Origin of the sequence: Bacillus sp. FSL H8-0516, assembly GCF_038635285.1 — a bacterium.
In the GTDB taxonomy this organism is placed as follows: Bacteria; Bacillota; Bacilli; order Bacillales; family Bacillaceae; genus Bacillus; species Bacillus safensis.
This window is the reverse complement of the sequence record NZ_CP152051.1, coordinates 2,757,328-2,783,552: the sequence shown is the minus strand read 5'-3', so window position 1 is coordinate 2,783,552 and position 26,225 is coordinate 2,757,328. Positions and strand designations below refer to the sequence as shown.

Genomic DNA, 26,225 nt, shown 5'->3' with positions numbered 1-26,225 from the left:
GTGTTTTTATATTACGCGATGCACGAGCTTCACTACTCCCCATCTGAACTCCTGGAATTATACGAATCACCAAGACCGTTCAAAGCATTCCTTTTCGGACTCATCAGCTACAAGCTAGACATGCTAGAAAAAGAAGCAAAGAAAGGAGGTAAATAATTGGCGAAACTTACAGCACGATTTGAATTAGAAGACCGGGTGTCGAAGAAGTTATTACGCATTCAAAAACGATTTCAAACGTTTGAGAAGCAGCTCAAACCATTTAGAAAACCAGTGAAAATAAGTCTGGAAATGGATGAAAAGAAATTAAGAAACCTCACTTTATCGCTGCGGAAAGTTTCAGTATTTTCTATGAGGCTGGATCAAGGAATCTATCGGGATCTAAAAGCATTGAACAATCGGTTAAATATGATTCCAAATCATCTGATCATATCCATTCAAGCGAAGGGGCTGGATGTCATCAAATCCAGCATAAATCGTTTAAAACAAATGGGAACAACCCCCATTATGATGACGTTTAAACTGAACGATCAATTGTCAGGTAAAATATCATCAATCAAAAAATCAATCCTTCAGCTCATCAACAGAACGTACTATATGAGATTAAACATGGTTGACCAAGCCACCGCTGCAATTCAACGAATCAAAAAGACACTCAAAAGCTTGACGATGTCCAAACACGAAATCAGAGTGTCAGTTCAAGACAATGCAAAAAGTAAGTTGAAAAAACGAGATCAGGCAGAGTCTGTAGTGAAAGAAAAGAAAGTAAAAAAGCAACCTAATGCAACAGCTGCTACAAAAACGAATGAAAACAAACAGAGTTGGTTTGGAAATTTGAAAAACAAAGCAATAAAGGAAATTGAAAAATATGCAGGTGACGTTTCAGATAAACTGAAGGAAAAATTGAGTCCTAGAAAATTTTGGGATGAGAAGGCGCTACCTTGGATCGAAACAAAAATCGACGAATACAAGCAAGAAGTGATTGGACGAATTAGTGAGAAGATTAAGATCAATCCTGAGGATTATCTAGATAAATGGGTTAACAAAGGATTAGATTGGATCCTTGGTCCAAAAAATCAAACGAATGACTCGGGTGGATCTAATGATAATGCTTCATCAGGGCAGCCGGGTAACCAAAACTCAGACCAAAGGCAAAATGAAAAAGGTCTATTTAGAGTAAGCTGCTGTTCTTGCTGTGCAAAAGGTTTAAATCCAACGGGAACTGCCCGAACAGATAATAGAAATGGACCCAAAAACCAACCGAATAATCCAACGGGAACTTCACGGGTGGAAAAGAATAGAAAGCTCCCAACTAAATTAGGTGGTCTAACCAAAAAAATACCAGGTGTTATGGCTATCGCAGGGCTCGCTGGGATGCTCAAAGATACCGATAAGCTAAAAGGCTTAGGAGATACATTTAAAAATTTAGGTAAAGGAGCAGGTAAGCTATTAAAAAAGGTACCAATTCTTGGGCCCTTGCTTAGTGCAACAGAATTAATCGGCACAACAAAAGAAAATGTAGGCGAAAAAGTAGGAGGATTCGGCGGGGGCGTCGCTGGTGGTATGGGTGGTGCCGCGATAGGAACAATGATTGCACCAGGTATTGGAACAGCAATCGGCGGAATCTTAGGTAGTATTTTAGGTGAAAGCTTAGGAAAATGGATCGGCAAAATGTTTGATGATGGAACCTTGAAGAAAAAATGGGATGACATTGTCAAAGGTGCTGAAAATGCAGTGAAGTGGATTAAAGATATCTGGAACAAAGTTTCGAGCTGGATCAATAATAATGTTTTAATTCCTATTACATCGTTCTTCGGTGAGACATGGAATTGGATCACTGAAAAATGGGGACAGCTTTCTTCTTGGTTCATGGAAAAAGTTTGGCTGCCTATTTATAATTTTTCAGTCCCGATTATCAATTTTGTAGTTGGTGTATTTGATGTTGCTTGGACAATTATCAAAAATATTTGGGCAGTAGCATCTAAATGGTTCATGGATTATGTTTGGGAACCATTTGGCCAATATGCAGTAGAAGCAATTGTCTGGGTATGGAATAAGCTTGTTGACACATGGAATTGGATTCAGGAAACATGGGGTGTATTCTCTGAATGGTTTTTAACAAATGTTTGGGACCCATTCGGTCAATATGCGATAGAAGCAATTGGCTGGGTATGGAATAAATTTGTTGAAACGTGGAACTGGATTCAGGAGACATGGGGTGTATTCTCTGAATGGTTTAATGAATACGTTTGGACGCCGTTTAAGACATATGCCCTGCCAGCCATTACATTTGTGTGGAATTTGTTTCAAAATACATGGAACTGGATTAAAACTACCTGGGAGAAAGTTTCAATTTGGTTTGATGAAAATGTATGGCAACCCTATCAAAAATATGCCAAGCCAGCAATTGAATTCGTGTGGGAAAAATTTAATGAAGCATGGGAAACGATCAAGGGTATCTGGAAAAAAGTGAGTTCATGGTTTGAAGAGAAAGTATTTAATCCTTTGAAAGATCATGCTGAAAATTTAAAGAGAACCTGGGAAGGCATCTTTGGTGTTGTAGGAAATGTATTTGATACAGTTAATAAAATTGGTGGGAATTTTCTTAATATCTTTATTAAAAAAGGTGAAGAAAAAACAGGGTGGAAACCTAAACCGCATAAAGGGAAGAAAGAAGAAAGAAACGCCACCGGTGGTTATATCACAAAACCGACACTTTCATGGATTGGAGAAGCAGGGAGAGAATTTGTCATTCCCACTGAAAACAACAAAGGACGAGGAAAGATGCTCCTTGCACAGGCTGCTTCACATCTCGGAATGTCTGTTGTGCCAAGCGGTACATCACCAACTTCTTTAGTAGGTTCATCGTTTCCAATGAGAACAGCAGTTTCTTCATCAGTTTCCACTTCTGCAAGTGGATCGGTATCTATTGGAGACACAGGCAATGCTTCAAAATATGGGGAACAGTTCACCTCTAATTTCGAGAAGGGACTAAACAATAAAATCATTTCAATGGAGAAATGGAAGCAGAACAATATTAATCAACCATTTTCTCAAATTCAAGCATCAACACCACTTTATGGCGCACAAACTGTCACCGGCTTTGCTGCAGGTCAAAACATGACACCAACTAACACAGATCAATTCTTAGATCAAAATGTAAGACAACCTTTCTTATCCGCTCGACAAGAATCACCTTCATGGGGTTCAGGAATGATTGACGCCTTTAACAGCGGCATGCGTTCCAAAGGAAGCGAAGTCACGCAAGCGGCCAAAGAAATGGCGAAGAAAGTAGAACAGGCGTTTAGAGAGGAATTAGACATTCATTCCCCTTCACGCGTCATGATGAGTCTTGGTAAATTTGCATCGATTGGTGTCGTCAAAGGTCTTGATTCAGTTGACGTGAAGAAATTCGCAGAGAATCAAGCCGGTTCATTAATCGGAGCGTTTAGCGGTATGGGTGCTTCAGGCCTTAGTGTTCAGCAATGGCTTATGGCAGCTCTCATGGCAACTGGCACATCTATGAGCTGGCTACCTGGTTTGATGACCATCGCGCAGCATGAATCAAATGGAAACCCGAGAGCGATCAACTTATGGGATTCCAACGCCAAAAAGGGAACACCTTCTAAAGGCTTAATGCAAACCATTGGACCGACTTTTAATTCCAATAAAGGCAAAGGCATGAATGACATTTGGAACCCAATTCATAATGCCGTAGCAGCCATTAACTACATTAAGGGAAGATATGGAACAGTCTTCAACACGCCGGGATTACGAAGTATGAGAAGAGGCGGCCCTTATAAAGGCTATGCAAATGGCGGATTGATTACTCAAGAGCAGGTTGCTAGAGTCGGTGAAGGAAATAAACGCGAATGGATTATTCCTGAGGAAAGAGGCATTCGCGGAAGGTATTTATTGACGCAGGCAGCTAAAGCACTTGGGATGCAAGTATATGATCCATCAAATGCATCTGCTCCTTTACCAGAAGCACAGATGCAGCAAGTTACCTCAGTTCAGTCTACTGGCAGTACAACATCGCCAGGTAATAAACAAATCACGATTCAATTCAATGGAGATCAGCATTTCCATAATGGACAAGATCAGCAATCGCTAGTCGAAAAAATTAAAAAAATGCTTGTAGATGAACTAGAAGTAGAGATTCATACAGGAACGAAGGGGGTCGTAATTGATGGGTAAATCAGTGTATCAATTGTGGATTTCCCAAGGAAAGGACAAGTTGCGATTCCCTGTCCTTCCATCCGAACTCGAAATCACAAATAACGTACAAAATGAAACGGTAAAGGTCGCCTCTTTTGGAGAACTGACCTTTATTGACGTACCATCGGCGAAACAAGTATCATTCACCTCATTATTTCCTAAGAAATATTCGCCGATTGCTGAATATAAAAACATTCCATCACCAGAGAATGCGATCGCGAAAATTGAACGAATGATGCGTTCAAAGAAATCCGTGCGGTTGATTGTAACTGGAACAAAAATCAATATGACGTGCAGCATTGAAAGCTTCACCCACAAGGAAGGGTCATATGATATTGGAGATCGTGAATTTACGATCGAGTTAAAGGAATATAAAACCGCATCGCCTAGGAAAATCAAACGAAAGAAAAAAGCAAAACAAACGAAAAAGAAGCGGCCTTCAAAAACACCACCAAAAATGTACACCGTCAAAAAAGGGGATACGCTATGGGCCATTTCTGGCAGGTTTTATGGCGACAGTACAAAATGGCGGCGTATTTGGAATGCCAATAAATTAGCGATGATTAAACGTAGCAGACGCAATATTAAGCAGCCGGGGCATTGGATTTTCCCTGGACAAAGGTTAAAAATACCACAATAGGGGGGCTGGCATTGATCGAGCTTTTTGCCATCAGAAGCGGCACCATGTATGAGCTTGTCACAGAGAGTGTGACACTTCAGGGGCAAAGGTATCAAGCCCCTCGCTCAATTCAGGCAAATATTATCACAAAGCAAGGCAGTCAAACATATTACCGTGTCTCGGAAGGGGACACGGTTCTTTTTAAATGGAAAGGAAAAGAGCTGTTTAGAGGCATTGTTTTTTCCCGTACACCTGTTGAAGGGAAGATGACCTTTACCGCATACGATATGCTCCAATATTTGGTGAAAAACCAAGATGTCTATGTTTTTTCAAATCAAAGAGCAGATCAAATCTTAAGGCGGATTGGAGCTGACTTTCAAATTCCAATGACCTCCATCGCCAATACAGGACATGTCATAAAATCACTAGTGTTTAAAAATGATACGAGCTTGTATGACATGATATTGAAAGCATTGAAAGAAACGAAGCGGCAAACAGGAAGAAACTATCAAATCTATTCTGCTAAAGGCAAGATGGGACTGAGAGCCTGGCCTGATCCAGAGGACGTCTGGGTCATTGAATCAGGCGTCAATCTCATCAGCTATCAATACAGCACCTCGATCGAAGAGACAGCCACTCGGGTCAAGATGCGTACGTCAGCTGATGAACAGGGGAAGAATAAGAAAAAAGGCAGTAAATCCGAGATTGTGGTGATTGAACAGGATAAAGCCGGTCAGAATAAATACGGTATTTTACAGCATGTTGAGACAGTCACTGGGCAAATCAACCAACCGCAGCTGCAAAAAAGAGCCAAAGTACAGCTGGCAGAGAAAAAAGGCGTCAAACAAGAAGTCAAAAGTATACAAGCCCTAGGAATTCCTGAGCTGCAAAGCGGTCTCCCAATCTATTTGAAAATTCCTGAAATCAACGTAAAAAAAACTTACTGGATCGATCAAGACAAACATGAATTCAGTGGGGTGAAACACACCATGACCATTGATGTTGTTGAGAAAAATTCCATGCCAAAGGGTGATCAAGCGTGAGATTAAGTGAAGCGATTAAACGATTAGCAGTGAATGCAGTAGACGCAGAATCGCCAATTGATCTTGTTATCGGAGAAGTCACGGCAGTTTCCCCTCTGAGCATCCGATTAAATGAAAATCATAAGCTGATCATTCCAGAAGAATTACTGATTTGGCCGAAGCGCTTAAATAAGGGTGAGGATGATGAGCTGAAAAGGGGAGACAGTATTATGGTGCTTGCAATGGCAGGAGGCCAGTCCTTTTACATCATCGACAAATTGTAAGGGAGGTGATGAACGTGGCACTTTCACCAGAGGAAGAAATCGAGGAAATAGAAGAAGATGAAGAGGTCGAAACCTCAACGACGTATCGAATAGATTTTGAAACTGGCAGACTGACAGGCGAAACCATTTCAGGTATTGAGGCAATCCGGCAATTTATTTATATGACACTTAGGACAGAGCGGTATGCACATCCTATCTACAGCCACGACATTGGCACTGAAATTCAGGAGCTGTTGACGGATACAGAAGCTACGGATGAATACAAAGAAATGGAGATTCCAAGGCTGATAGAGGAAGCACTGCTCGTTGACGAACGGATTGATCATATTGAAGAGTTAGAGGTCACAAAACAAAATGACTCGTTTCATGTCAAACTAGCGATTGTCACAGATGAGGGCACATTAGAAATAGAGGAGGTGATGGAGGGCGATGTTTGAGGAACAGACGTACGAAGCATTAATGGAAAGAATGCTGGATAGACTGCCAGATGATATAGATAAAAGAGAAAACAGCGTCATTTGGAATGCCTTGGCACCTGCTGCCGCTGAACTGGCCCAGTCCTATATTTGGCTTGACCAAGTGTTTGAGCTGGTCTTTGCAGACACAGCACAAAGAGAGTTTCTAGATCGGCGGGCTGCTGAAGTAGGGATCGAAAGAAAATCAGCCACTAAAGCGGTTTGGTCAGCGGTCATTCAGCCAAACAATATCAACATACCAGCTGGCTCACGTTTTTTTATTGAAGACGTTTATTTCCAGTATTCGAAGGATGGTACGCTAGAATGCGAGACACCTGGTAAAGCTGGCAATGTTCAATTAACAGATCAGCCGCTGCTGTCACTTGATACAATTCCAGGACTTGAATCGATTAAGATGAAAGAACTGGTGATACCAGGTCAAGAGGAGGAAGATGACGCTTCTTTATATGATCGATATTTAATACGTGCGAGGCGGGAGGCTGTCAGTGCCAACAGGGCGCATTATAAAAAATGGGCTGAGGAAGTGCCCGGTGTTGGCAGAGCGAAAGTGTTCCCGCTTTGGAACGGAGAAGGGACAGTCAAAATTGTCATCACAGATGGCAATCTAGATGTTGCATCAGACCTTCTTGTCAAAAGGGTACAGGAATATATCGACCCAGTGCCAGGTGAAGGAGAAGGACAAGCGCCTATAGGCTCGAAAGCAACCGTTGAAAGCGCCAAATGGCTGGATATCGACATTGAAGTGGCTGTCGAACTTCAAATGGACTGGACCCTTGAAGGCGCTCAGAAAGAAATAGAAGAAAAGGTCAAGACACTGTTGAAATCAATCGCATTTGAAAAGAGTACCATTCGAATGTCCGCCTTAAATGATATTCTGTACCATTCAGAAAGTGTGTCAGATTATGCAGATGTGTTATTGAATGGAGAGTCGAAAAACTTAGTATTACAGGACATTGAGATTCCGCGTCTTAGGCAGGTGAAGGTTATTGAGCAAACAGGATGAAATGAAAAACTACCTGCCGCCATATTTTACAGAGATTTATGAAGTTGATCACCTGCTCAAGACAGAGGCACCGGAATTTGAGGGATTGGACGAATCTATTTTCGACTTAACGGATCAGTTCTTTCCTCTAACAGCGACATGGGGATTGAATAGATGGGAAAGAATGCTGAAGGTGCAGCGGGAATCAGATGATTCAATTGAACTGCGCAGGGCACGCTTACTCAATATGATGTCAAATATTCCCCCAATCACGTACCTTTCATTAGAGAAATCAGTCAATCGCTTTCTCAAGAATCCAAGTGCTGTTATCCGTCTCACAACCAATCGCTATCACTTCGCTTTACGTGTGAACCTAGATGATTTGCAAAACACGAGATATATTGTAGAAATACTTGAAACGTTAAAACCCGCACACTTGGCTTATACGTTCACGGCTTTTCATCATACTGATGTACATGAAAAAAATGATCATCACGTGAGGCTCACACTGCGCAGCAGAGTGGGTTTTTTCGATCATATTCCAATTTTACTCAATGGTGAATTTGTCTTAAATGGTACGTTTTATCTCAGCGGAACAAGAGGGACAACGGATGTGCCTGCTCGTTTTCGGCACTCATTAAACATGAGAATGCCGCTTCAACATCAGTCAGACACAGCATATCGCATGAACTATGTCATGACTGGAGCGGTACATGAAACGAAGCAAGGAGCGGCATTGACTTTACGCACAAAAAATCATCTCCAGTATCAAACCAAGAAGAAGATGACGTTCCGTCTGCCAGTACATGTCCAAACTGAGCAGGGTGGAAGCTTACTGATCAAGGATCATTACTGGATTCTCGATGGATCTGTTCCGCTGGACGGATCAAAAATGCTAGCAGCAACTTCTAAAAAAATAGATTTATAAGGAGGATCACAATGGCTGATCAATTAACTGTAACAACACTGTATGCACGTCAACAAATGGCAAAGGCAAGAGCCGAAGGAACAAAACTTACAAAAGTCGTCAAAATGGCCTTTGGAAATGGGGGAACGAAGGATGGAAAACCGATCTCACTAGACGGCACTGAACAAAAACTCAAAAAAGAACTAGTTCAAAAAAATATTGATTCGTTTACTTTCATGGAACCAGCAAAAATCCGCTACACCTGCACGATCGCGGAAGGAGAACTGGCAGGAGAAGTGATCAACGAACTAGCACTTGTCGACGAAGACGGTAAATTCACCGCCATCCGCACCATGACAGACAAACAAAAAGATGGCGACATCGAATTTGTTTTTGAGATTGATGATATTTATTAATGGAGGAGAAATGAAGTGGACATAAAATCACCTTTACCGTTTGAAACCTCTGACAAAGCACATGCCAATTTGTTTAACCGGATGGTCGACACACTTGTGGAAAATGACAATGCGCTTAGTAAACAAATAGCAGGGATCACAAATGAAAGCTTATTCAAACTAACAGGGGATCAAGCCATTCAAGATGCAACAGTCAGCGGCGAGGAATATCCAATAGGTATTACATTCATGGATATTGGTCAAGCCAATGATACGGGATACCCTACAAGATTCGGCTTTGTGAAAAATGAAAAATATAGTAACTTTCGATTTGTTCAATATTATTATGGGACTGGAAACGAAGCAGGCAGCTATTTTGATAGCACAGGTACGTGGTGCCGTCATTGGTGGACTGGGTCGGGTTGGACCGACTGGCATAAACTCTCTGGGTTCTGTCATGCCAATATAGGTACAACTGGGAAGCAGTTATTAACCAAGGGAGAGTATCAAAAAGTCCTTTTTAATCGAAAGATAAAAGACAGTCATAACAATTTTGATATCAAAAATAATCGCTTCATCTGCCCTGAAAACGGAATGTATTCAGTGAATGCTGGTGTGTATATTGAAAGCTTTCAACGGTATGCAAACTTTGAATTATCGATCTATTTAAATGGAAAAAGATATAAAAATATTTCACATCAAAGACAAAGTCCGACAAGCCCATCTGATACGTTGAGTTTTAGTATGGGACTTTATGGTTCTGCCAATGTACCGGCTAATAAAGGGGATTATTTAGAAATTTACATGTACGCAGGATATGACGGAGACGTTAGTCGTTATATATCAGATAACTCAGGCTGGTACAACTATTTTGACATTACAGAAGTAGGCGGCCGAAATTTCCCGCGAGTATAGGAGGGTTTTGATGATTTTATATGAAGCCATTAAATATAAATATCCCGCTGCGGATCCGCAAAAGGATTTTGAACTAAGAAATGACGGTGCTGGTTCGTATATAGATGAATGGTATCTGGATGTGCCCAAACCAACAGAGAAAGAGTTGAAAAAATGGTGGGAGGAATCACAAGCCAATCCAAGGTATCAACCACCGCTCCCGCTAGATTATCTAGCACAAGAAGTAGCAAAAGAAAAGCTGATGAGAAAACAGCTTGAACATCAATGTGATCTTCTGTCAAACGAACTAAAAGCGCTAAAAAAAGACATCCTTTTCATTAAAGGAGAGAGTGAAACATGAATTATTGGGTAATGGCATTATATTTCAAATGGGTGACACCTGGATTGGTCAAACAGGCAATTGAACTAGGTGATTGTTCAATGGAAGATCTAAATGCAGGATACGTGCAAAGGATACTCACTTTAGAGCAGCTGCAAGAGATTGAACCAAATTTCAAGGCAAGGGAGTGAAAACCGAATGGAAATAAAAGAACCAAAACCATTTAACGTGAATGATAAAGCGCATGCAGATCTGTTTAATGACATGGTCAGAGTATTACTTGAAAATGATACTGGATTATTAGACCATCTCTTAAAACATACAAATGATGGCGGAGTACACGCATCTGAAACAGAAAAGAAAAAATGGAATGAATCCCAGCGTTATAAGATCACGGCTGATAGTGGAAGACAGCTTATCAATGTGTCAGCCGGGGAAAGCATATTTAATGCGATAAAAGACAAAGGAACATGTACATTTTATGCAGCTGCTGGCGTGGAGGATTCACCTGCCTTACCGAATATATCAATAAGAGGACTGCAGACAGTAGGGCAAGAAAATATTGGATCTGGCTTTGCGATTGATATGTCAGGTAATGCTTATTTTTTCTATTATGATGCTGGACATACATCGATTTCATGGACAAAGCTGCCTACAGAAAGTGATATGAATAGATGGGATAACGGTCAATTAGTAAAAATCACACAAGATAATGGAAAACCCATTTATCATGGATTTGCTAGCGAAACAGACTATAACACCCTCACTCAGACAGGAATGTACCTCATTTATAACCAAGGTATAAACGGTCCATCATCCTTTAATCGAGTGTTTTTATTGGTCATGAGTTATGGCAGTACATTAGTGCAAATAGCATACGAATCTGTTTATGGGAAGAACACATACTTTAGAGTTCTTAAACACAATGCAGAATCATGGACACCATGGGAGAAGCAAATCACGCTATCAGATTTATTAGAAGGATCTTGGGAAACACCTAAAGAGATTAAAAGCAATTGGAAGGAATATGACCCTATTAATTTACCAGTAAAATATCGCAAGAATCTCCTAGGTGAAGTTGAGATAGTAGGAGCTGTAAAAGGTGGGACATTAGGAAATAATGCAGTGTTTAATTTGCCTGAAGAATATCGGCCGAAACAGGCAATGCATTTTGTAGGAGTCGCTTCTAGTATAGGGACTCCAGGAGTACCACAATTCCATCGTACCTTAATAGATAAAGAGGGTAATGTATGTGTACAATCATCTTCAAATAACGCCAATCCCACTGAGTTTATTACATTTGGTTTTAAGTTCAGCACAAGGTGAAACTAATAAAATCAATATTTAGAGCTGAAATATAAAAGGAGAATGTTCATGGAGATAAAGACACCTCGTTCTTTTAAAGTCAGTGACAAAGCCCATGCAGATCTGTTTAATGACATGATCAAGGTTATTCTTGAAAATGATGTTGGACTTTTGGATCAAATCAATCAACACAAAAATGATGCAACATCTCATGTATCTGTAACAGAAAAGCAGAAATGGGATCAATCTCAGTTATATAAAATGACAAATGATAACGGGTCCCAGTTGGTGAATATCCCTGCTGGCGGCAGTATTTATAACGGGATTAAATCGTTAGGTGCCTGCTCGTTCTATGCTCCGGGAGGTTCTGGAGTAGTCGATTCTCCTGCTATAGGTAATACTGCATTAAGAGGCTTTCAGCTTGTAGGTCAAAATAATATTGGCGTAGGAATCGCGATTGACACATCAGGCAATGCATTTTGTTTTTCCTATCATGTGAATGACGTCGGAATTAACTGGCTCCAATTGCCGACACAAAATGAAAAAAACAAATGGGACGCAGGACAACTATCTAAAATCACTGCTGACGATGGAAAAGCTTATGAAAGAATTAATGCAAACGATCCTAGTATTTTAGATAAACTTATCAAATTACCGGGCGTGCATTCTTGGTATATTCATGAAGCACACCCCGATCTGCCTACAAAAAGTTCTATGAGGGCCTTATCAGTCTTTAGTGAAAATACTTATGGTTGGATCATTGGGGCGAATAATACAGGCGATGTATACATCAATCGATCGACGACAGATGTTACCGGTACTCAGCAAGAATGGAGCGGCTGGAAGAGGTTGAACGAGCACCCATTATTGAAAGCGAATGGAAATAGAATGCTTATTCCTACTGGTACAGATATACTCACTCTGCCTTCTGGTTTTTATTATGTCTCTGGAACGAATGCAGTAAATATGCCATCAACGACCGATGCTTCTTGGTTTAATGTAGATATTTTAGAAACGGGAAATAACCGCAAAACTTTTCATGTGAGTCGAAGCTATGATAACAGCCATTGGTACGGAACTACTCATACTGATGGAATCTTCAAGGGCTGGAAACAGCTAGTGACAAATGCTGAGTTTGAACATGTCACGTGGCTTAGTGTTACCTTAGACAAAAGTTCATCTATAGGGGATAGACCCGTTGAATATGTGAAATGGGGAAATTTGTTGTTGCTGAGAGGTCATCTAAAAGCAAATAGAGAAATCATCTGTGGACGGATTCCAGCCGAAGGTTTACCAGAGAAAGGTCTTGTGGTGTCAGTTCCCGTATCAGGTACAACCGGTCATAGTAAATTACTTATATATAAGACAGGAGAACTAAAGCTAACTGGTTTACTCGCAGCAAATGAAAGTGCAGTAACTGGCTACTATTTAGACACAGTCGTCCCATTAAATTAAGGAAGTGATAGTATGATACAAGTTTATGAGTACAATCATCAAAATGAATTGGTCAGACCTATAGTAGTGTTTGAGAGGGATGATGAAGGAAATTATATCATTCCAGATCAATGCACAACAATTGCTCCACCCAATAATCCTTCTTTTTATAAAGCAGCTTTTGATGTGGAAAAACAACAATGGTATGAATCAGCGACACAGGAGTATATAGATAGCTTAAAACCAGCCCCTCTCCCGCCAAATGATATAGAACTATTAAAGAAACAAAATGCTTTATTATCAAAACAATTAACGCAGCTATTTGCTATCTTTAAAGGAGCTGAATCAAAATGATGTTTCCAACTGTAGCAGATATCAAACAATTTTGGGACTGGCAATGTTACGGCCCAGAGGACATTGCATTTTATGTAAGCATCGGCTGGATCTCGGCAGACGACTATCAAGACATAACAGGAGACAAATACGAAGCCTAATGGCTTTATTTTTTTGTCGGAAAGAAGGTGATTCCAATGGAAGTAGATGTTGTTCAAAACTTAATGACCCAAGGCCCATTTGCCGTTCTCTTTTGCTGGATTCTGTTCTATGTTCTCAACACCACAAAGGAACGAGAAAACAAGCTCAATGAGCAAATCGAGGCGCAAAATGATGTGTTAGCAAAGTTTAGTGAAAAGTATGATGTCGTGATCGACAAACTCGACAAAATAGAACGAAATTTAAAATAGGAGGAAAACTCATGAAAACATTCGACAAAGGCACTGTGATTCGCACAGTGCTTCTTTTTATTGCTCTGATCAATCAAACACTTGTCATGTTTGGACAGACGGTGCTGCCGATTAGTGAGGAGCAAGTACAAACCGCAGGTGAGGCACTTTATGTGGCAGGTTCTACAATTTTCACTATGGTCACAGCGGTAATAGCTTGGTTTAAAAACAATTATGTGACCTACAAAGGCAAATTACAAAAAGATGCTCTGAAACAAAGAGGGCTAACAAAATAATACTTGAAGGAGAAACAACATGGTAAAAATCATTCAAGCCTTGATTCCAAAACAACATCGCAACAGACCAGGAAACACAATGAAGCCGCTCTATATTACAGTGCATAATACGTCTAACAGTGCAAAAGGTGCTAATGCAGCCAGTCATGCAGCATTTATTGCACGTTCAAGTACCGGGGTGAGCTGGCATTACACCGTTGATGATCAGGTGATTTATCAGCATTTACCGTTAAACGAAAACGGCTGGCACGCAGGGGATGGCAGAGGCACCGGCAATATGAAATCAATTGGAATTGAAATTTGTGAAAATGCAGACGGCAGCTTTGAACAAGCAGTTGAAAATGCCCAATGGCTCATTCGAAAGCTGATGGGAGATTTCGGAATTCCTTTATCAAATGTAGTGCCTCATAAACATTGGAGCGGGAAAGAGTGTCCAAGGAAACTTCTTGGACGATGGGATCAGTTTAAAGCTGGAATAGCCACAGCACATACCGGCAGCAAAAGCACAAGAAAACCAGTTCAGACAGAAAGCTTGAGCCACAAAGCACCCGTTTCCAAACAGAAATCGTCAAATCTGCCATCAGGCATTTTAAAAGTCACCAAGCCCTTAACAAAAGGCCCTCAAGTCACTGCCGTGCAAAAAGCCTTATCATCCCTCTATTATTACCCAGACAAAGGGGCAAAAAACAACGGGATTGACGGCTATTATGGACCGAAAACGGCGAATGCGGTCAAGCGGTTCCAGCTCATGAACGGCTTAGCTGCAGACGGAATTTACGGACCGAAGACGAAGAACAAAATCGAACAACTACAGAAGAAGTGATGATCTATAAAAAAAGCTATCAGCAAGTGAGGAAATACCTCCTTGCTGATAGCTAACAAAAAATGACATCATGTGTGATATAATCAACCAAATCACTATCATGAGAGGAGAGAAAAATGAAAAAAGAACTGTTCCAGATCATCATGCTGTCAGTGCTGCTCATCTATTTCATTTATCACGGAATGACGAGCGATTTTCCTTTGTCCTACACAATTATTCTCATCCTAACGTATCTTTCTGTGATTACATACCGCATCATAAAGTTATTAAGAAAAACCAAAGAACAAACAGAACTGTAGGAGATATGTATATAAAAAAACCATCCTTGATTTTTCAAGAATGGTTTTTCGTATGGAGCATAGCGGGATCGAACCGCTGACCTCTACGCTGCCAGCGTAGCGCTCTCCCAGCTGAGCTAATGCCCCGAGGTATGACGACATAACTTATTATAATCAATCCTCCTGTGAAATTCAAGCTGTAAAACGTAAACACATCGTCTATTTTTCTTTCTGTTCAATCGGAATATAGTCAAAAATTTCACCAGAATGAACAGAATGGGCTAATCGTCTCAGCCAGTCATAATAGGCTTTTGAGCTTTCAAGCTGCTCAATGAGCTGCTGCGCTTCTTCTCTTACATGTTCCTCCAGCTGATCATCACGCGACACCTCTTGAAGCTGCTCTTGCGCTTCTTCAATTGCCGCTAAATTGACCTCGACCTCACGTTCCCATTTTTGCGGAAAGAAGTTCGTGAAAAACTTAAAAAAGTCTTTTTCCGCAACAAAGCTGTGTTTTCTTCGGCCACGGTGAAACGTCTTTTTGACAATATTCATGTCTTGCAGCTTTTTCACACCCGTGCTCATACTCGGCTTACTCATTTGCAGCTCTTCACGCATTTCATCGAGTGTCATTTCCTCATTTAAATACATCGTTCCATATAGAATACCTGCACTTCTTGTAATGCCATAGAGATCCATCGTTTCAGCTATGGAATCAATGACTAGATCTTTAGCAGCTAAAATACGATCTTCTGCTTGCGGTTTTTCCTGCTTTTTCATTTTGTCCCTGCTTTCTATTAAGAAAATTCAATCCGTTCAAAAAAATCTTTATGGACTATATGTTAACGAAAGAATACAAAATGTCAAAATAAATGAAGCATATCTCCCTTTGACAGAAAAATTTGAACATGATAAATTAATTATGTTCAAAACGTTAAATTTTTATTTAACAAACTTACCAAAGAGAATCAGAGGAGGTTCCTTCTATGAGTCAAACACTATTTATAGACGGACAATGGGTTGGCGCTAAAAGTAGCGACACACGGGATATCATCAATCCGTTCAATCAAGAAGTGATCGCGACAGTCAGCGAAGGATCTAGAAATGACGCGCAGCTAGCCATTAAAGCAGCGAGAAAAGCCTTCGATCAAGGGGACTGGGCAAACCTGCCTGGACTTGAAAGAGGAAATATTGTGTTTAAGATAGCTGAATTGATTAGACGTGATCTTGATGAACTAGCCAAATTGGAATCGCTTGATACAGGCAAAACATTAGAGGAAAGCAAAGCAGATATGGACGATATTGCGAACGTGTTCCAATATTACGCAGGTCTGGCTGATAAAGATGGCGGGGAAATCATTGCATCACCAATTCCAAACTCGAAAAGTGAATTAGTCAGAGAGCCTGTCGGTGTATGCGGACAAATCACTCCTTGGAACTATCCATTGCTTCAAGCAAGCTGGAAAATCGCTCCTGCACTTGCGGCGGGAAATACAATTGTTCTAAAGCCAAGTGAAATCACACCTCTCACCACAATAAAAGTATTTAAACTCATGGAAGAAGCGGGCGTTCCAGCAGGCGTTGCAAATCTAGTGCTTGGACCTGGGGCAACCGTTGGGGATGAGCTTGCTGTAAATGATCAAGTAGATCTGATTTCATTTACAGGCGGTATTGAAACAGGGAAGAAAATTATGCAGGGAGCCAGCGGGAATGTGAAAAAAATAGCCCTTGAACTTGGCGGAAAGAATCCGAATATTGTGTTTCAAGATGCTGATTTAGACGTAGCGGTTGACCAGGCAATGAATGCTGTATTTTTCCATGCAGGGCAAGTGTGTTCAGCAGGTTCACGTTTGCTGGTGGAAGAATCTATTCATGATGAATTTTTAGAAGAACTGGTGAAGCGTACGAAAAAAATCAAGCTAGGCAACGGCTTTGATGAAGACACCCAGAGCGGGCCGCTCATCTCAGCTGAGCATCGAGAAAAAGTAGAAAAATACGTTAGCATCGGTTTAGAAGAAGGCGCTAAGTTAGAGACAGGCGGAAAAAGACCTGACGCAGAGGAGCTGCAAAATGGCTTCTTCTACTTGCCGACCATTTTCTCAGGCTGCACGTCAGATATGCGGATTGTACAGGAAGAAGTCTTTGGACCTGTCCTGACAGTCGAATCCTTCCGTACAGAGGAAGAAGTCATCAAGCTGGCAAATGATACGATTTATGGATTAGCAGGAGCTGTGTGGTCTTCTGATATCAGCAAGGCCGAAAGAGTGGCTCGACAATTAAGATTGGGCACGGTTTGGATCAATGACTTCCATCCTTATTTTGCTCAAGCACCTTGGGGTGGCTACAAGCAATCAGGCATTGGGCGCGAATTAGGACGCACGGGACTTGAAGAATATACCGAGCTGAAGCATTTATATCGAAATACAAAACCTGAAGCGGTTCATTGGTTTAAATAAAAATTAAGCATTTGGAGGAGATTCTTTATGACACTAAATATGAAAATTGAAAGCATGCAGAAATTCCACACATTTGAAATCCCGACTGTCATCAAACACGGCATTGGTGCAGTGAAACATGTTGGGGAAGAAGTGAAAGCATACGGCGTTTCAAAGGTATTGCTTGTAACAGACCCTGGTATTTATCAAGCCGGCGTGGTGGACCCAGTCATTGCTTCATTAAAAGAAGCGCAAATCGATGTCGTACTATTTGATAAAGTAGAACCAAATCCGCCAGTCCGTCTAGTGAACGAAGGATCTGCTTTATATGAAAAAGAAGGATGTAATGGATTAGTCGCAGTAGGCGGCGGCAGTTCAATGGATACAGCAAAGGCAATCGGAGTAGAGGCGACTCATGAAGGCTCAGTCCTTGATTACGAAGCGGCAGAGGGAAAAAAACCGCTAGAAAACAGAATCCCTCCTTTAACCACTATTCCGACAACTGCTGGTACAGGTTCAGAGGTAACGCAGTGGGCGGTCATTACTGATGAAGAAAGAGAATTCAAATTCAATACTGGTGGACCTCTCATTGCAGCTCATCTAACAGTAATTGATCCAGAGCTTCATGTGTCCATGCCGCCTCATGTGACAGCAATGACTGGAATTGACGCGCTTGCTCACGCGATTGAATGCTATACGATGAAATTTGCACAGCCGATTACAGATGCGGTAGCGCTCATGGCAATTGAATATGCTGCTCATTATATTCGCCGTGCCTTTGCTGATGGCGAGGACTTAGAAGCCAGATATGGAATGGCACAAGCTGCGATGCTTGCCGGGCTTTCTTATGGAAGTGAATCAGCTGGAGCTGCACATGCGATGAGTCAAACACTCGGAGGTATTATTCCTGTAGCGCACGGTCAGTGTGTTGCAGCGATGATGGGACCAGTAATGGAGTATAACTGGAAAGGGTATCCGGAAAAATTCGCTCGAATTGCGCAAGCGTTTGGGATTGATACAAGCAGAATGACAACAGAGGAAGCAGCCAAAGCAGCTGTGAACTGGATGTATGATTTAGTGGAGGATTTAGAAGTTCCTTCATTAGAAGAACAAGGTGTATCAAAAGATATGATTGATCGTTTATCTAAAGAAGCGATGAAAGATCCGCAAACAGTTGGAAACCCAAGAGATTTAAACGAAAAAGCGTACAAATGGATTTATGCTCGCTGCTTTGAGTTAACACCTAAAACGGTGTAACAAAGAAAAAAGGCTCCCAAAAGGGAGTCTTTTTTATGTCTATAGTTGTTCTTTAATTTCTTTGATTTGATGAATATGGCGTTTTTCGTGTGCACCGATAAAATCAAGGTATTGCTTAAGGGATAGCTCTTTAAACACAGGGTGTGCAATGACGCGTTTGAAATCTTCCTCAGTAAATGTTGATAAAATTTGATTGAGCTGCTCACGTGCAGTATCGAGCTCATCCTTTAAATGTGTAGGTGTGACATGCTTGCGCTCAGGCTCAACAATACTAGGCGCAGTGGCTTTTTTCGAACGGTCCTCTGCCATTTCTACCGGCTTTGGTTCATATTCTTTAATTGGTGCTTTTTTACCCTCAGCTGCTAGATGTTTGGCTGCAACTAGGTCCATTTTCTTTAAATGATCTGCTACCTCTTGAATACTCCAAGTATCATCAGATAATTTTTGGTTCAATTGTTCTTCGCTCAAACCTTGCAGCTCGTGCCACAATTCTTGTCTCGCTTCATGTAATAAACTCATTTTCTTCATCACCTCAAGATCAAATTTTAACATAATGGTACATGACAATCATTCTTGAGCTATCCGAAAAACCCTTTGAAGAATTGTGATGAAATATGAAACCTTTACAAAAGTGGTTCGTATTACCTGTTAGAAGGAATACATTGGAGGTGAGTGTGGTCTAAATGAAACAAAAGATGTTCATTTCATGAAGAAAGGGTGAGGAAGATGGATGTGTTCGGGCTGCCTCTTCAGACGCTGTATTTATACATATTAATGATATCAGGAATCCTGACACTTGTTTTCGTCTTTTTCGGCGATGTATTTGATGGATTGTTTGAAGCGATCCCTGTTCCATTCCTTCAACCAACATTGATCCTCGCATTTCTTACCTTTTTCTCGGCTGGAGGGTTTATCTCTGAAAAAACAGCAATTGTAGGAAGTGGACTTGGCGCAGTATTATCTGCCATCCTCGCAGTGATCCTTGTGACCTGTTTGAATGTATTTGTACTAGTCCCGCTTTCCTCTGCTGAAGAATCTCTCTCTTATACGGAGGCCGATTTAAAAGGAAGAACTGGGGAGATCATTGTATCTGTTCCAAAAGACGGATTTGGAGAAGTGCTGTTAATCAGTAATAGCGGGAAAATCTCAAAGCCAGCTGTCAGTTTCGACCAAGAGGAGATTCCATATGGAACCCGTGTGCTAGTTGTCGAAGTGAACAAAGGCGTCTTATCTGTTATACCAAATGAAGAAATCTAGGAGGGAATGCTATGCCAGGAACAACTATTTTAGTGATCATTGGAATTGTGCTTGTGATTCTTATTGCACTTATTGGTGTATTTGTTTCTAAATACCGGACAGCAGGTCCAGATGAAGCATTAATCGTCACAGGAAGTTACCTAGGAAGTAAAAATGTCCACGTGGATGAAGGTGGAAACAAGATTAAGATTGTGAGAGGCGGCGGTACCTTTGTACTTCCAGTCTTTCAACAAGCAGAGCCGCTCAGCTTACTATCTAGCAAGCTAGACGTTTCAACACCTGAAGTCTATACCGAACAAGGTGTACCAGTCATGGCGGATGGAACAGCCATCATTAAAATTGGCGGATCGATTGAAGAAATCGCGACTGCTGCAGAGCAATTTTTAGGGAAAACAAAAGAAGACCGTGAAAACGAAGCAAGAGAAGTATTAGAAGGCCATCTTCGTTCCATCTTAGGATCAATGACAGTTGAAGAGATTTATAAAAACAGAGAGAAATTCTCTCAAGAAGTACAACGTGTCGCTTCTCAAGATCTAGCGAAAATGGGTCTTGTCATTGTATCGTTTACGATTAAAGATGTTCGTGATAAAAATGGCTATTTAGAATCTCTAGGTAAACCAAGAATTGCCCAAGTAAAACGCGATGCAGATATTGCAACAGCTGAAGCAGATAAAGAAACACGTATCAAACGTGCCGAAGCAGATAAAGATGCGAAGAAATCTGAGCTTGAGCGTGCTACTGAAATCGCTGAAGCAGAAAAGATCAATGAGCTGAAAAGAGCAGAATTCAGACGTGAACAGGATACGGCAAAAGCAAGTGCTGACCAAGCGTACGATCTAGAAACAGCTCGTAACCGACAGCACGTAACTGAACAAGAAATGCAAGTCAAAATCATTGAGCGTCAGAAACAAATTGAATTAGAAGAAAAAGAGATTCAGCGTCGTGAACGTCAATACGATTCTGAAGTGAAAAAGAAAGCAGATGCGGACCGTTATGCTGTTGAGCAGTCGGCTGCCGCGGAAAAAGCGAAACGCCTCGCTGAAGCAGATGCGAAGAAATACAGCATTGAAGCAATGGCCAAAGCAGAAGCTGAGAAAGTCCGTATTGACGGGCTTGCCAAAGCGGAAGCGGATCGTGCAAAAGGGGAAACAGAAGCGGAAGTCATTAGACTAAAAGGACTTGCAGAAGCCGAAGCGAAAGAGAAAATCGCTGAAGCATTCGAACAGTATGGTCAAGCAGCAATCCTTGATATGATTGTGAAAATGCTACCTGAATATGCGAAGCAAGTATCTGCGCCACTTTCTAACATTGATAAAATTACTGTTGTGGATACGGGCGGTAACGGGGAAGGCAGCGGTGCTAATAAAGTCACTGGCTATGCCACAAACCTCATGTCCAGTCTGCAAGAAAGCCTGAAAGCATCCTCTGGAATAGATGTGAAAGAAATTATTGAGAACTTTTCTGGCAAAGGCAATGTGAAGCAAAGCATTCAAGAGCTGACAAACGAGATCAAACAACCAAGAAAAAGCGAAAAAGCGAATCATCAAATAGAAGAATAAAATCAATAGACACCTTTCATCAGAAGGTGTCTATTTGGCATGCGCCCGATATGGATTCTTTTTTACATATGAAGAAAGATTCACGAGAATACCAGCCGATATCATCATAAACATTAAGGAGGAGCCGCCATAGCTAATAAAGGGAAGAGGTATGCCTGTAATGGGGAGAAGCCCGAAGACAGCTCCTAGATTAAATGCTGCTTGGAGCATGATTTGAAACGTGAGCCCGATCGTTAACAGTTTTCCAAATGGGTCGTGTAAAGCTTGCACAATTCGCATGGCTCGATACATGATGAGGAGATATGCACCAATCACAAGCAAAATCCCCATGATTCCCAGTTCTTCACTGATGATGGCCATGATAAAATCCGTATGGGCTTCAGGAAGAAAGCCCAGTTTTTGAATGCTTCCGCCTAAGCCATTTCCCGTCAGCCCGCTTGAATTCATCGCGAAATACGAATGAATCAGCTGATATCCATCCCCATTTTCATACTGAAAAGGATTACGAAAAGAAGTCAGCCGTTTTAAACGGTAAGGAGCTGTCACAGCAAAAAAAGTGATTCCCGCTGCGGCAGTCCATCCCAGCAAAATAAGATGGCGCATTTTCAGTCCAGCGCATAATAAAATAATGCCGCAGCTTAATAAAATAGACACAGCTGTGCCTAAATCCGGCTGCTTTAAGATCAATAAAAAAACAATCCCTAAAAGAATGAGTGGCGGCATTACACCTTTTTTAAAAGATGTAATGTACGCTTGTTTTTTCGCATACACATAGGCAAAATAGATCACCATCACTAGTTTCACAGCTTCTGAAGGCTGGAGCATAAGAGAACCTAGATGAATCCACCGCTGTGAATTATTTTTGACAACACCAATTCCAGGAAGCAGGACAAGGATGAGACATAGCAATGACAGTAAGACAAGCCACTTTATCCATTTGCGATAAATCTGATAAGGGAGAAGAGCGGCAATGAAGAAAAAGAATCCCCCCATCACGAGCCATTGCCATTGTTTGATAAAGAAATAGCTGCCCTGTTCATACTTCACTTCTCCTAAAGGATAACTTGCACTGTAGACCATCAGTAAACCAAATAAGCAGAGAAACACAATCGTACCAACAAGAATGCGGTCGATTCTTTTGAGATGGGATAAAAGGAATGTCATCATCTTCAACCCCAATTGCGACCAAACATATAGGATGATGATCTAAGATTGACACTAAACACGAGACCAATGGCGATCATGTTGGTCAATAGCGCACTGCCTCCATAGCTGATAAAAGGAAGTGCAAGTCCCGTCACAGGCATTAAACCGATTGTCATCCCTACGTTTTGGAAAACTTGAAACATGATTAGCCCAACGACACCTGCACATATGTATAATCCATAGAGTGTATTAGCGTGCATAGCCACGTGAATGATTCGGTAAATCATCATTAAGTACAGACACATCAAAAGAGAGGCGCCAATAAAACCAAACTCCTCACCAATGACGGCAAATATAAAATCCGTATGGGCTTCAGGGATATTGCCACCTTGTACTTGTTGCCCCTTTGTAAAACCGCTTCCTGATAATTGACCTGATCCAATGCCGAGTATCGATTGTTTCAGCTGATACCCGTATGTTGAATCAAATTCATCAGGAGAGAGCCACCCATAAATGCGATCAAGCTGATGAGGCTTAATGATTTTCGTAAAATGCTCAAAATGATGATTGTGCAGATAGATCAAAAAGGCAAGAAGTGCAAGAAAAGCAGCCATTAATGCAGCCGTCATCTTGCTCGAAATCCCTGATACAAGCATCAGTGTAAAGGCAATGGATAAGATCACGAGAGCTGTTCCTAAATCAGGCTGAATTAAGATGAGGAAAAAAGGGACGATCGTCCAGCAAATGACTTTAGTTGTAGGAATGATGCTTTCTTGAAAAGAAAATCGCTGATGCTTGTATTGGTTCAAGACAGCCGCAAGCAGCAGGATCACAAAAATTTTCATGAACTCTGATGGCTGAATTTTGATTGAACCGAAGCTGATCCACCTTTGGGAACCATTTTGACTCGTTCCGAAAAAATGCACAAGAATAATGAGAAAAATACCACATGCAAATAACCGAAAAGATAAACGCTCAAGCAGCTCATAATCAAAGTAGGCAACTGCTGCCATGAGACCGAAACCGACGATATACCAGAAAATTTGCCTTTTGACGAAATAAAGCATATCTTGCGTTTCATACTGTCCCGATCCGCTATAAACAGCTAGTAGGCTGATGACAAATAAACAAATAACAGTGAGTAAAAGTGCGAAGTCAATGCTGTACTGTTTTTTCATGGCTTCTTTTCCTGCTATGCCCTATTTGTCAGTTGGTTTAATATGACTTGCACGGCGGCAGCGTCATCAATATAGCCGATCGGAAAAATATAATCTGGTATTAAATCAACAGGCATAATGAAATAAAGGAGTGCGCCTCCCATCAGCATCAATTCTCGAGGAGTTCCTCGTCCATTGATGAATAAACTGTACATGTTTTTTAACTGCTCAAGAAATGGTCCGACGCCGCTTAGCGTCTTCATCTTTTTTTCAAACTTTGCCGTAATCGTTTCTTTTCCTTTAGCTGTTTGGCTGTAGGCTTCGTATTCGTTTAACTTTTGTTCCAATTTGGTCTGACTAAACGTACCGTCGTAGACCTCTTGATCTTTTAGGGTTTTTTCAATCTCTTCTACCGCTTGAATGAACGTATCACCGTGCGCCTTTTCGTTTTTAATTGGATACCCTGAAGCAGTCAATAGTTGATCTAATGATATGTTCAGAGATTCTGAAAGCCGCTGCAGATGATTCAAAGTGGGTTTTCTTTTTCCATTCATGATTCTGGACAGTGTCGCTTTATCGATTCCTGTGTATGTGCTGAGCTCTCTTAAAGATAAAGAGCGTTGCTGCAATTTTTCCTTTAAAATTTGCCCAAGCTCTGTTGTCTTAATATCCATTTTCTACGCCATCCTTTTCATTATGTATCAACTCTTCTATAGAAGAAGTCGTACCCAATATAAAGGTGTGTTGACAAAATGTCAACGGCTATCCTTTATTGATTGAATTTTAAAAAATAAGAATTTATCATAATATAAATAGGATAAAAACAGTGAGTAGGAGTGGCGCGGATGAAGGTGAGACATGCGGTACATCAAGATATTCCAAAAATCGCTGAGATTCATGTGAAAAGCTGGCAGACGACTTATCAGGGGATTATTTCGCAGGAGTATTTAGATGGTTTAAACATTGAAGATCGGAAAGAGAGCTGGAGAAGAAGGTCACTTGAAGGGACGTTTGTCGCAGAAGATGCGGATGGCGTATTTGGTTTTGCTTCTTTCGGAAAACAACGTGACGAACGTTATTCTACATATGATGGAGAGCTATATGCCATCTATTTATTACAACAGAAACAGAAATCAGGTGCGGGTATTGCTCTAATAGCAAAAGGAGTGGGATATTTAATAGAAAAAGGTTATCAGAATATGCTGCTATGGGTGTTTGAACAAAATTCGGCAAAACAATTTTATCAAAAACTTCAACCTAGTTTTGTCGTTACCAGCCAGTTCGAGCTGGCTGGCGAGAACCATAATGAAATAGGGTATGGATGGGAGCTGTCTATATTGAATAACCATGTACAGCGAATTAAATCGTCAGCTTCCAGTAATAATGAGAGAAAAAAGTGAAGAGCACAGCAAGCAACATGTAAGAAATAAACGGTGAAGCTTCTACTTTTCCTTTCACGCCTGCTATTTTTAAAGCTTCATAGAAGCCTGCCAAAAAATAAGCAAGACTGAGAATATAACAGCACAGCATAATGGAGTAAGGGCTCATTGTCGTACCTCCAGCATGAAATCTTCTACTATTAATAGATTCCATAGAGCAGCAAATTATGCATAAAAAAATAACCAGCTGAAATCAGCCGGTTATTTTTGACGAGGAAAAACCAAACGGGATGCACTTGGGATAAGTATACAAAGAACGATACTGCAAATAATAAATGAAGGAACCATATATGTGCTGTTATAAATTAAAGAGTAGACCCATCCTGGTGTTCCTTTCGGTGCATATTGAGAAAAGAAAACGACGCCAGAAATAAAGAACGTCAGCAGCCTGAAGAAACTAGCAATAAAAACAGCTAGGGTAATATAGAAGAATTGCTGTTTTCGCTTTTGATCCTGAATGGCTTTTTTAATCAGTCCAGAAAACAGGCCGCTTAAAGAAATGACAACAGATGCAACGAAGTAATCGAGGAATCCTTGAACAGGTGTAGCGATAATCGGGCTATTCATCAGCTGAAGACCTGCGATTAACACACCGATGATAAATCCGGTAGATATTCCCCATCTAATAGACATGAGAATGACGGGAATCATAATCAGCGCAAGAGAACCGCCATTGGGCATTCTTAAAAAGAGACCTGATAAGTAATCTAATACAAGTGCAAGTGAAGTCATAATCGCGATTTCCATCAGTCGTACCAATTGATTTGATTGCTGCATAAAAAAATCTCCTTTTTCATGAATTGAGCAAGGAGAGACCGTGTAAGGATGAGTATGTTATTCATAGAAAAACATATCGATTTGAATACACCGTATGTATTCAAGTGATTCCACATTCCTACTTCAGTATTAACTGACAGGTTCAAAGGGTCAGAACAACGAATGTTCACTCTCAGCACAAAGCTCCCCCTGCGGTTATTTAGTTTCAA

Annotated in this window: 31 protein-coding genes, 1 tRNA gene and 1 riboswitch; of the genes, 25 read left to right on the top strand and 7 right to left on the bottom strand. The window is 41.0% G+C overall.

Annotated elements, in window-relative coordinates; translation table 11 throughout:
- Positions 1-18 precede the first annotated feature (18 nt).
- The 20 genes from MHB67_RS14185 (at position 19) to MHB67_RS14090 (ending at position 15,013) form a co-directional block, all read left to right on the top strand.
- Positions 19-156: a hypothetical protein gene (locus MHB67_RS14185; RefSeq protein ID WP_095357030.1), complete on the top strand. Its 138-nt coding sequence runs from the start codon at positions 19-21 to the stop codon at positions 154-156.
- The gene (locus MHB67_RS14180; protein ID WP_342492587.1) at positions 157-4,194 is read left to right on the top strand and encodes a transglycosylase SLT domain-containing protein; all 4,038 of its coding nucleotides are present in this window, start codon (positions 157-159) and stop codon (positions 4,192-4,194) included.
- Positions 4,187-4,855, top strand: coding sequence for a LysM peptidoglycan-binding domain-containing protein (locus MHB67_RS14175; protein WP_041085438.1), 669 nt, complete (start codon positions 4,187-4,189; stop codon positions 4,853-4,855). The genes MHB67_RS14180 and MHB67_RS14175 overlap by 8 nt, the downstream gene beginning before the upstream one ends.
- A gap of 11 nt (positions 4,856-4,866) precedes the next feature.
- Positions 4,867-5,877, top strand: a complete 1,011-nt coding sequence (locus MHB67_RS14170; protein ID WP_342492586.1) for a phage portal protein — start codon at positions 4,867-4,869, stop codon at positions 5,875-5,877.
- Complete coding sequence (locus tag MHB67_RS14165) at positions 5,874-6,140, top strand: DUF2577 family protein (RefSeq protein WP_024423253.1); 267 nt, start codon at positions 5,874-5,876, stop codon at positions 6,138-6,140. Before MHB67_RS14170 ends, MHB67_RS14165 begins: the two co-directional genes overlap by 4 nt.
- Positions 6,141-6,154: 14 nt before the next feature.
- Positions 6,155-6,577, top strand: coding sequence for a DUF2634 domain-containing protein (locus tag MHB67_RS14160; protein WP_234107325.1), 423 nt, complete (start codon positions 6,155-6,157; stop codon positions 6,575-6,577).
- Positions 6,570-7,619: a baseplate J/gp47 family protein gene (locus MHB67_RS14155; RefSeq protein ID WP_342492585.1), complete on the top strand. Its 1,050-nt coding sequence runs from the start codon at positions 6,570-6,572 to the stop codon at positions 7,617-7,619. Before MHB67_RS14160 ends, MHB67_RS14155 begins: the two co-directional genes overlap by 8 nt.
- Positions 7,603-8,526, top strand: a complete 924-nt coding sequence (locus MHB67_RS14150) for a YmfQ family protein (RefSeq protein WP_342492584.1) — start codon at positions 7,603-7,605, stop codon at positions 8,524-8,526. Before MHB67_RS14155 ends, MHB67_RS14150 begins: the two co-directional genes overlap by 17 nt.
- An 11-nt stretch (positions 8,527-8,537) precedes the next feature.
- Positions 8,538-8,921, top strand: coding sequence for a phage tail protein (locus MHB67_RS14145; RefSeq protein WP_024423249.1), 384 nt, complete (start codon positions 8,538-8,540; stop codon positions 8,919-8,921).
- A 15-nt stretch (positions 8,922-8,936) separates the two neighbouring features.
- Positions 8,937-9,815, top strand: coding sequence for a hypothetical protein (locus MHB67_RS14140; protein WP_142945037.1), 879 nt, complete (start codon positions 8,937-8,939; stop codon positions 9,813-9,815).
- A 10-nt stretch (positions 9,816-9,825) separates the two neighbouring features.
- Positions 9,826-10,155: an XkdW family protein gene (locus MHB67_RS14135; protein WP_234107323.1), complete on the top strand. Its 330-nt coding sequence runs from the start codon at positions 9,826-9,828 to the stop codon at positions 10,153-10,155.
- Positions 10,152-10,325 (top strand): XkdX family protein, encoded by a 174-nt coding sequence (locus tag MHB67_RS14130; RefSeq protein WP_234107322.1) that lies wholly within the window; start codon positions 10,152-10,154, stop codon positions 10,323-10,325. The genes MHB67_RS14135 and MHB67_RS14130 overlap by 4 nt, the downstream gene beginning before the upstream one ends.
- A 7-nt stretch (positions 10,326-10,332) precedes the next feature.
- Entirely contained in the window at positions 10,333-11,460 is a 1,128-nt protein-coding gene (locus MHB67_RS14125) for a pyocin knob domain-containing protein (RefSeq protein WP_234107321.1), read from the top strand.
- A gap of 48 nt (positions 11,461-11,508) precedes the next feature.
- Positions 11,509-12,894, top strand: coding sequence for a hypothetical protein (locus MHB67_RS14120; protein WP_234107320.1), 1,386 nt, complete (start codon positions 11,509-11,511; stop codon positions 12,892-12,894).
- A 12-nt stretch (positions 12,895-12,906) separates the two neighbouring features.
- The gene (locus tag MHB67_RS14115) at positions 12,907-13,227 is read left to right on the top strand and encodes a hypothetical protein (RefSeq protein WP_342492583.1); all 321 of its coding nucleotides are present in this window, start codon (positions 12,907-12,909) and stop codon (positions 13,225-13,227) included.
- Positions 13,224-13,367 (top strand): XkdX family protein, encoded by a 144-nt coding sequence (locus MHB67_RS14110; protein ID WP_034624530.1) that lies wholly within the window; start codon positions 13,224-13,226, stop codon positions 13,365-13,367. The genes MHB67_RS14115 and MHB67_RS14110 overlap by 4 nt, the downstream gene beginning before the upstream one ends.
- Before the next feature lie 36 nt (positions 13,368-13,403).
- Positions 13,404-13,616 carry a BhlA/UviB family holin-like peptide gene (locus MHB67_RS14105; RefSeq protein WP_017367922.1) on the top strand — a complete coding sequence of 71 codons (213 nt, stop codon included), beginning with the start codon at positions 13,404-13,406 and terminating at the stop codon, positions 13,614-13,616.
- Between the two features lie 11 nt (positions 13,617-13,627).
- Positions 13,628-13,891 carry a phage holin gene (locus tag MHB67_RS14100; RefSeq protein ID WP_024423242.1) on the top strand — a complete coding sequence of 88 codons (264 nt, stop codon included), beginning with the start codon at positions 13,628-13,630 and terminating at the stop codon, positions 13,889-13,891.
- A gap of 19 nt (positions 13,892-13,910) precedes the next feature.
- Positions 13,911-14,714 (top strand): N-acetylmuramoyl-L-alanine amidase, encoded by an 804-nt coding sequence (locus MHB67_RS14095; protein ID WP_342492582.1) that lies wholly within the window; start codon positions 13,911-13,913, stop codon positions 14,712-14,714.
- A 116-nt stretch (positions 14,715-14,830) separates the two neighbouring features.
- Positions 14,831-15,013 (top strand): hypothetical protein, encoded by a 183-nt coding sequence (locus MHB67_RS14090; protein ID WP_342492581.1) that lies wholly within the window; start codon positions 14,831-14,833, stop codon positions 15,011-15,013.
- 53 nt (positions 15,014-15,066) lie between these two features.
- Here the strand turns inward: MHB67_RS14090 and MHB67_RS14085 are convergent.
- Positions 15,067-15,139, bottom strand: a tRNA-Ala gene (locus tag MHB67_RS14085).
- Positions 15,140-15,211: 72 nt separating this feature from the next.
- Positions 15,212-15,769 carry a GbsR/MarR family transcriptional regulator gene (locus MHB67_RS14080; RefSeq protein WP_034624521.1) on the bottom strand — a complete coding sequence of 186 codons (558 nt, stop codon included), beginning with the start codon at positions 15,767-15,769 and terminating at the stop codon, positions 15,212-15,214.
- Between the two features lie 206 nt (positions 15,770-15,975).
- On the opposite strand from MHB67_RS14080, the gene betB reads away from it, so the two are divergent.
- Positions 15,976-17,445: a betaine-aldehyde dehydrogenase gene (gene betB, locus MHB67_RS14075; RefSeq protein ID WP_342489581.1), complete on the top strand. Its 1,470-nt coding sequence runs from the start codon at positions 15,976-15,978 to the stop codon at positions 17,443-17,445.
- Between the two features lie 27 nt (positions 17,446-17,472).
- On the top strand, positions 17,473-18,681 hold the full coding sequence (locus MHB67_RS14070) for an iron-containing alcohol dehydrogenase (RefSeq protein ID WP_025094230.1): 1,209 nt from the start codon (positions 17,473-17,475) through the stop codon (positions 18,679-18,681).
- A 39-nt stretch (positions 18,682-18,720) separates the two neighbouring features.
- On the opposite strand, the gene MHB67_RS14065 is transcribed toward MHB67_RS14070, so the two are convergent.
- The gene (locus MHB67_RS14065) at positions 18,721-19,200 is read right to left on the bottom strand and encodes a DinB family protein (protein WP_024423236.1); all 480 of its coding nucleotides are present in this window, start codon (positions 19,198-19,200) and stop codon (positions 18,721-18,723) included.
- Between the two features lie 207 nt (positions 19,201-19,407).
- On the opposite strand from MHB67_RS14065, the gene MHB67_RS14060 reads away from it, so the two are divergent.
- Entirely contained in the window at positions 19,408-19,938 is a 531-nt protein-coding gene (locus tag MHB67_RS14060) for a hypothetical protein (protein ID WP_034284306.1), read from the top strand.
- Positions 19,939-19,949: 11 nt separating this feature from the next.
- Entirely contained in the window at positions 19,950-21,497 is a 1,548-nt protein-coding gene (locus MHB67_RS14055) for a flotillin family protein (RefSeq protein ID WP_024425881.1), read from the top strand.
- A gap of 30 nt (positions 21,498-21,527) precedes the next feature.
- Here the strand turns inward: MHB67_RS14055 and ftsW are convergent, their stop codons facing one another.
- The 3 genes from ftsW to MHB67_RS14040 are packed head-to-tail and all read right to left on the bottom strand — an operon-like array spanning position 21,528 to position 24,474.
- On the bottom strand, positions 21,528-22,670 hold the full coding sequence (ftsW, locus tag MHB67_RS14050) for a putative lipid II flippase FtsW (RefSeq protein ID WP_342492580.1): 1,143 nt from the start codon (positions 22,668-22,670) through the stop codon (positions 21,528-21,530).
- Positions 22,667-23,821, bottom strand: coding sequence for a rod shape-determining protein RodA (gene rodA / locus MHB67_RS14045; RefSeq protein ID WP_257802513.1), 1,155 nt, complete (start codon positions 23,819-23,821; stop codon positions 22,667-22,669). The genes ftsW and rodA overlap by 4 nt, the downstream gene beginning before the upstream one ends.
- A gap of 14 nt (positions 23,822-23,835) precedes the next feature.
- On the bottom strand, positions 23,836-24,474 hold the full coding sequence (locus MHB67_RS14040; protein WP_257802514.1) for a DUF1232 domain-containing protein: 639 nt from the start codon (positions 24,472-24,474) through the stop codon (positions 23,836-23,838).
- Positions 24,475-24,645: 171 nt separating this feature from the next.
- Here MHB67_RS14040 and MHB67_RS14035 point away from each other — a divergent pair, with 171 nt between their 5' ends.
- Positions 24,646-25,200 (top strand): GNAT family N-acetyltransferase, encoded by a 555-nt coding sequence (locus MHB67_RS14035; protein ID WP_257802515.1) that lies wholly within the window; start codon positions 24,646-24,648, stop codon positions 25,198-25,200.
- Between the two features lie 240 nt (positions 25,201-25,440).
- Here MHB67_RS14035 and thiT read toward each other — a convergent pair whose 3' ends face one another.
- Positions 25,441-26,016 carry an energy-coupled thiamine transporter ThiT gene (gene thiT / locus MHB67_RS14030; protein ID WP_025094237.1) on the bottom strand — a complete coding sequence of 192 codons (576 nt, stop codon included), beginning with the start codon at positions 26,014-26,016 and terminating at the stop codon, positions 25,441-25,443.
- A gap of 98 nt (positions 26,017-26,114) precedes the next feature.
- Positions 26,115-26,216: riboswitch (TPP riboswitch) on the bottom strand.
- Positions 26,217-26,225: the final 9 nt, after the last annotated feature.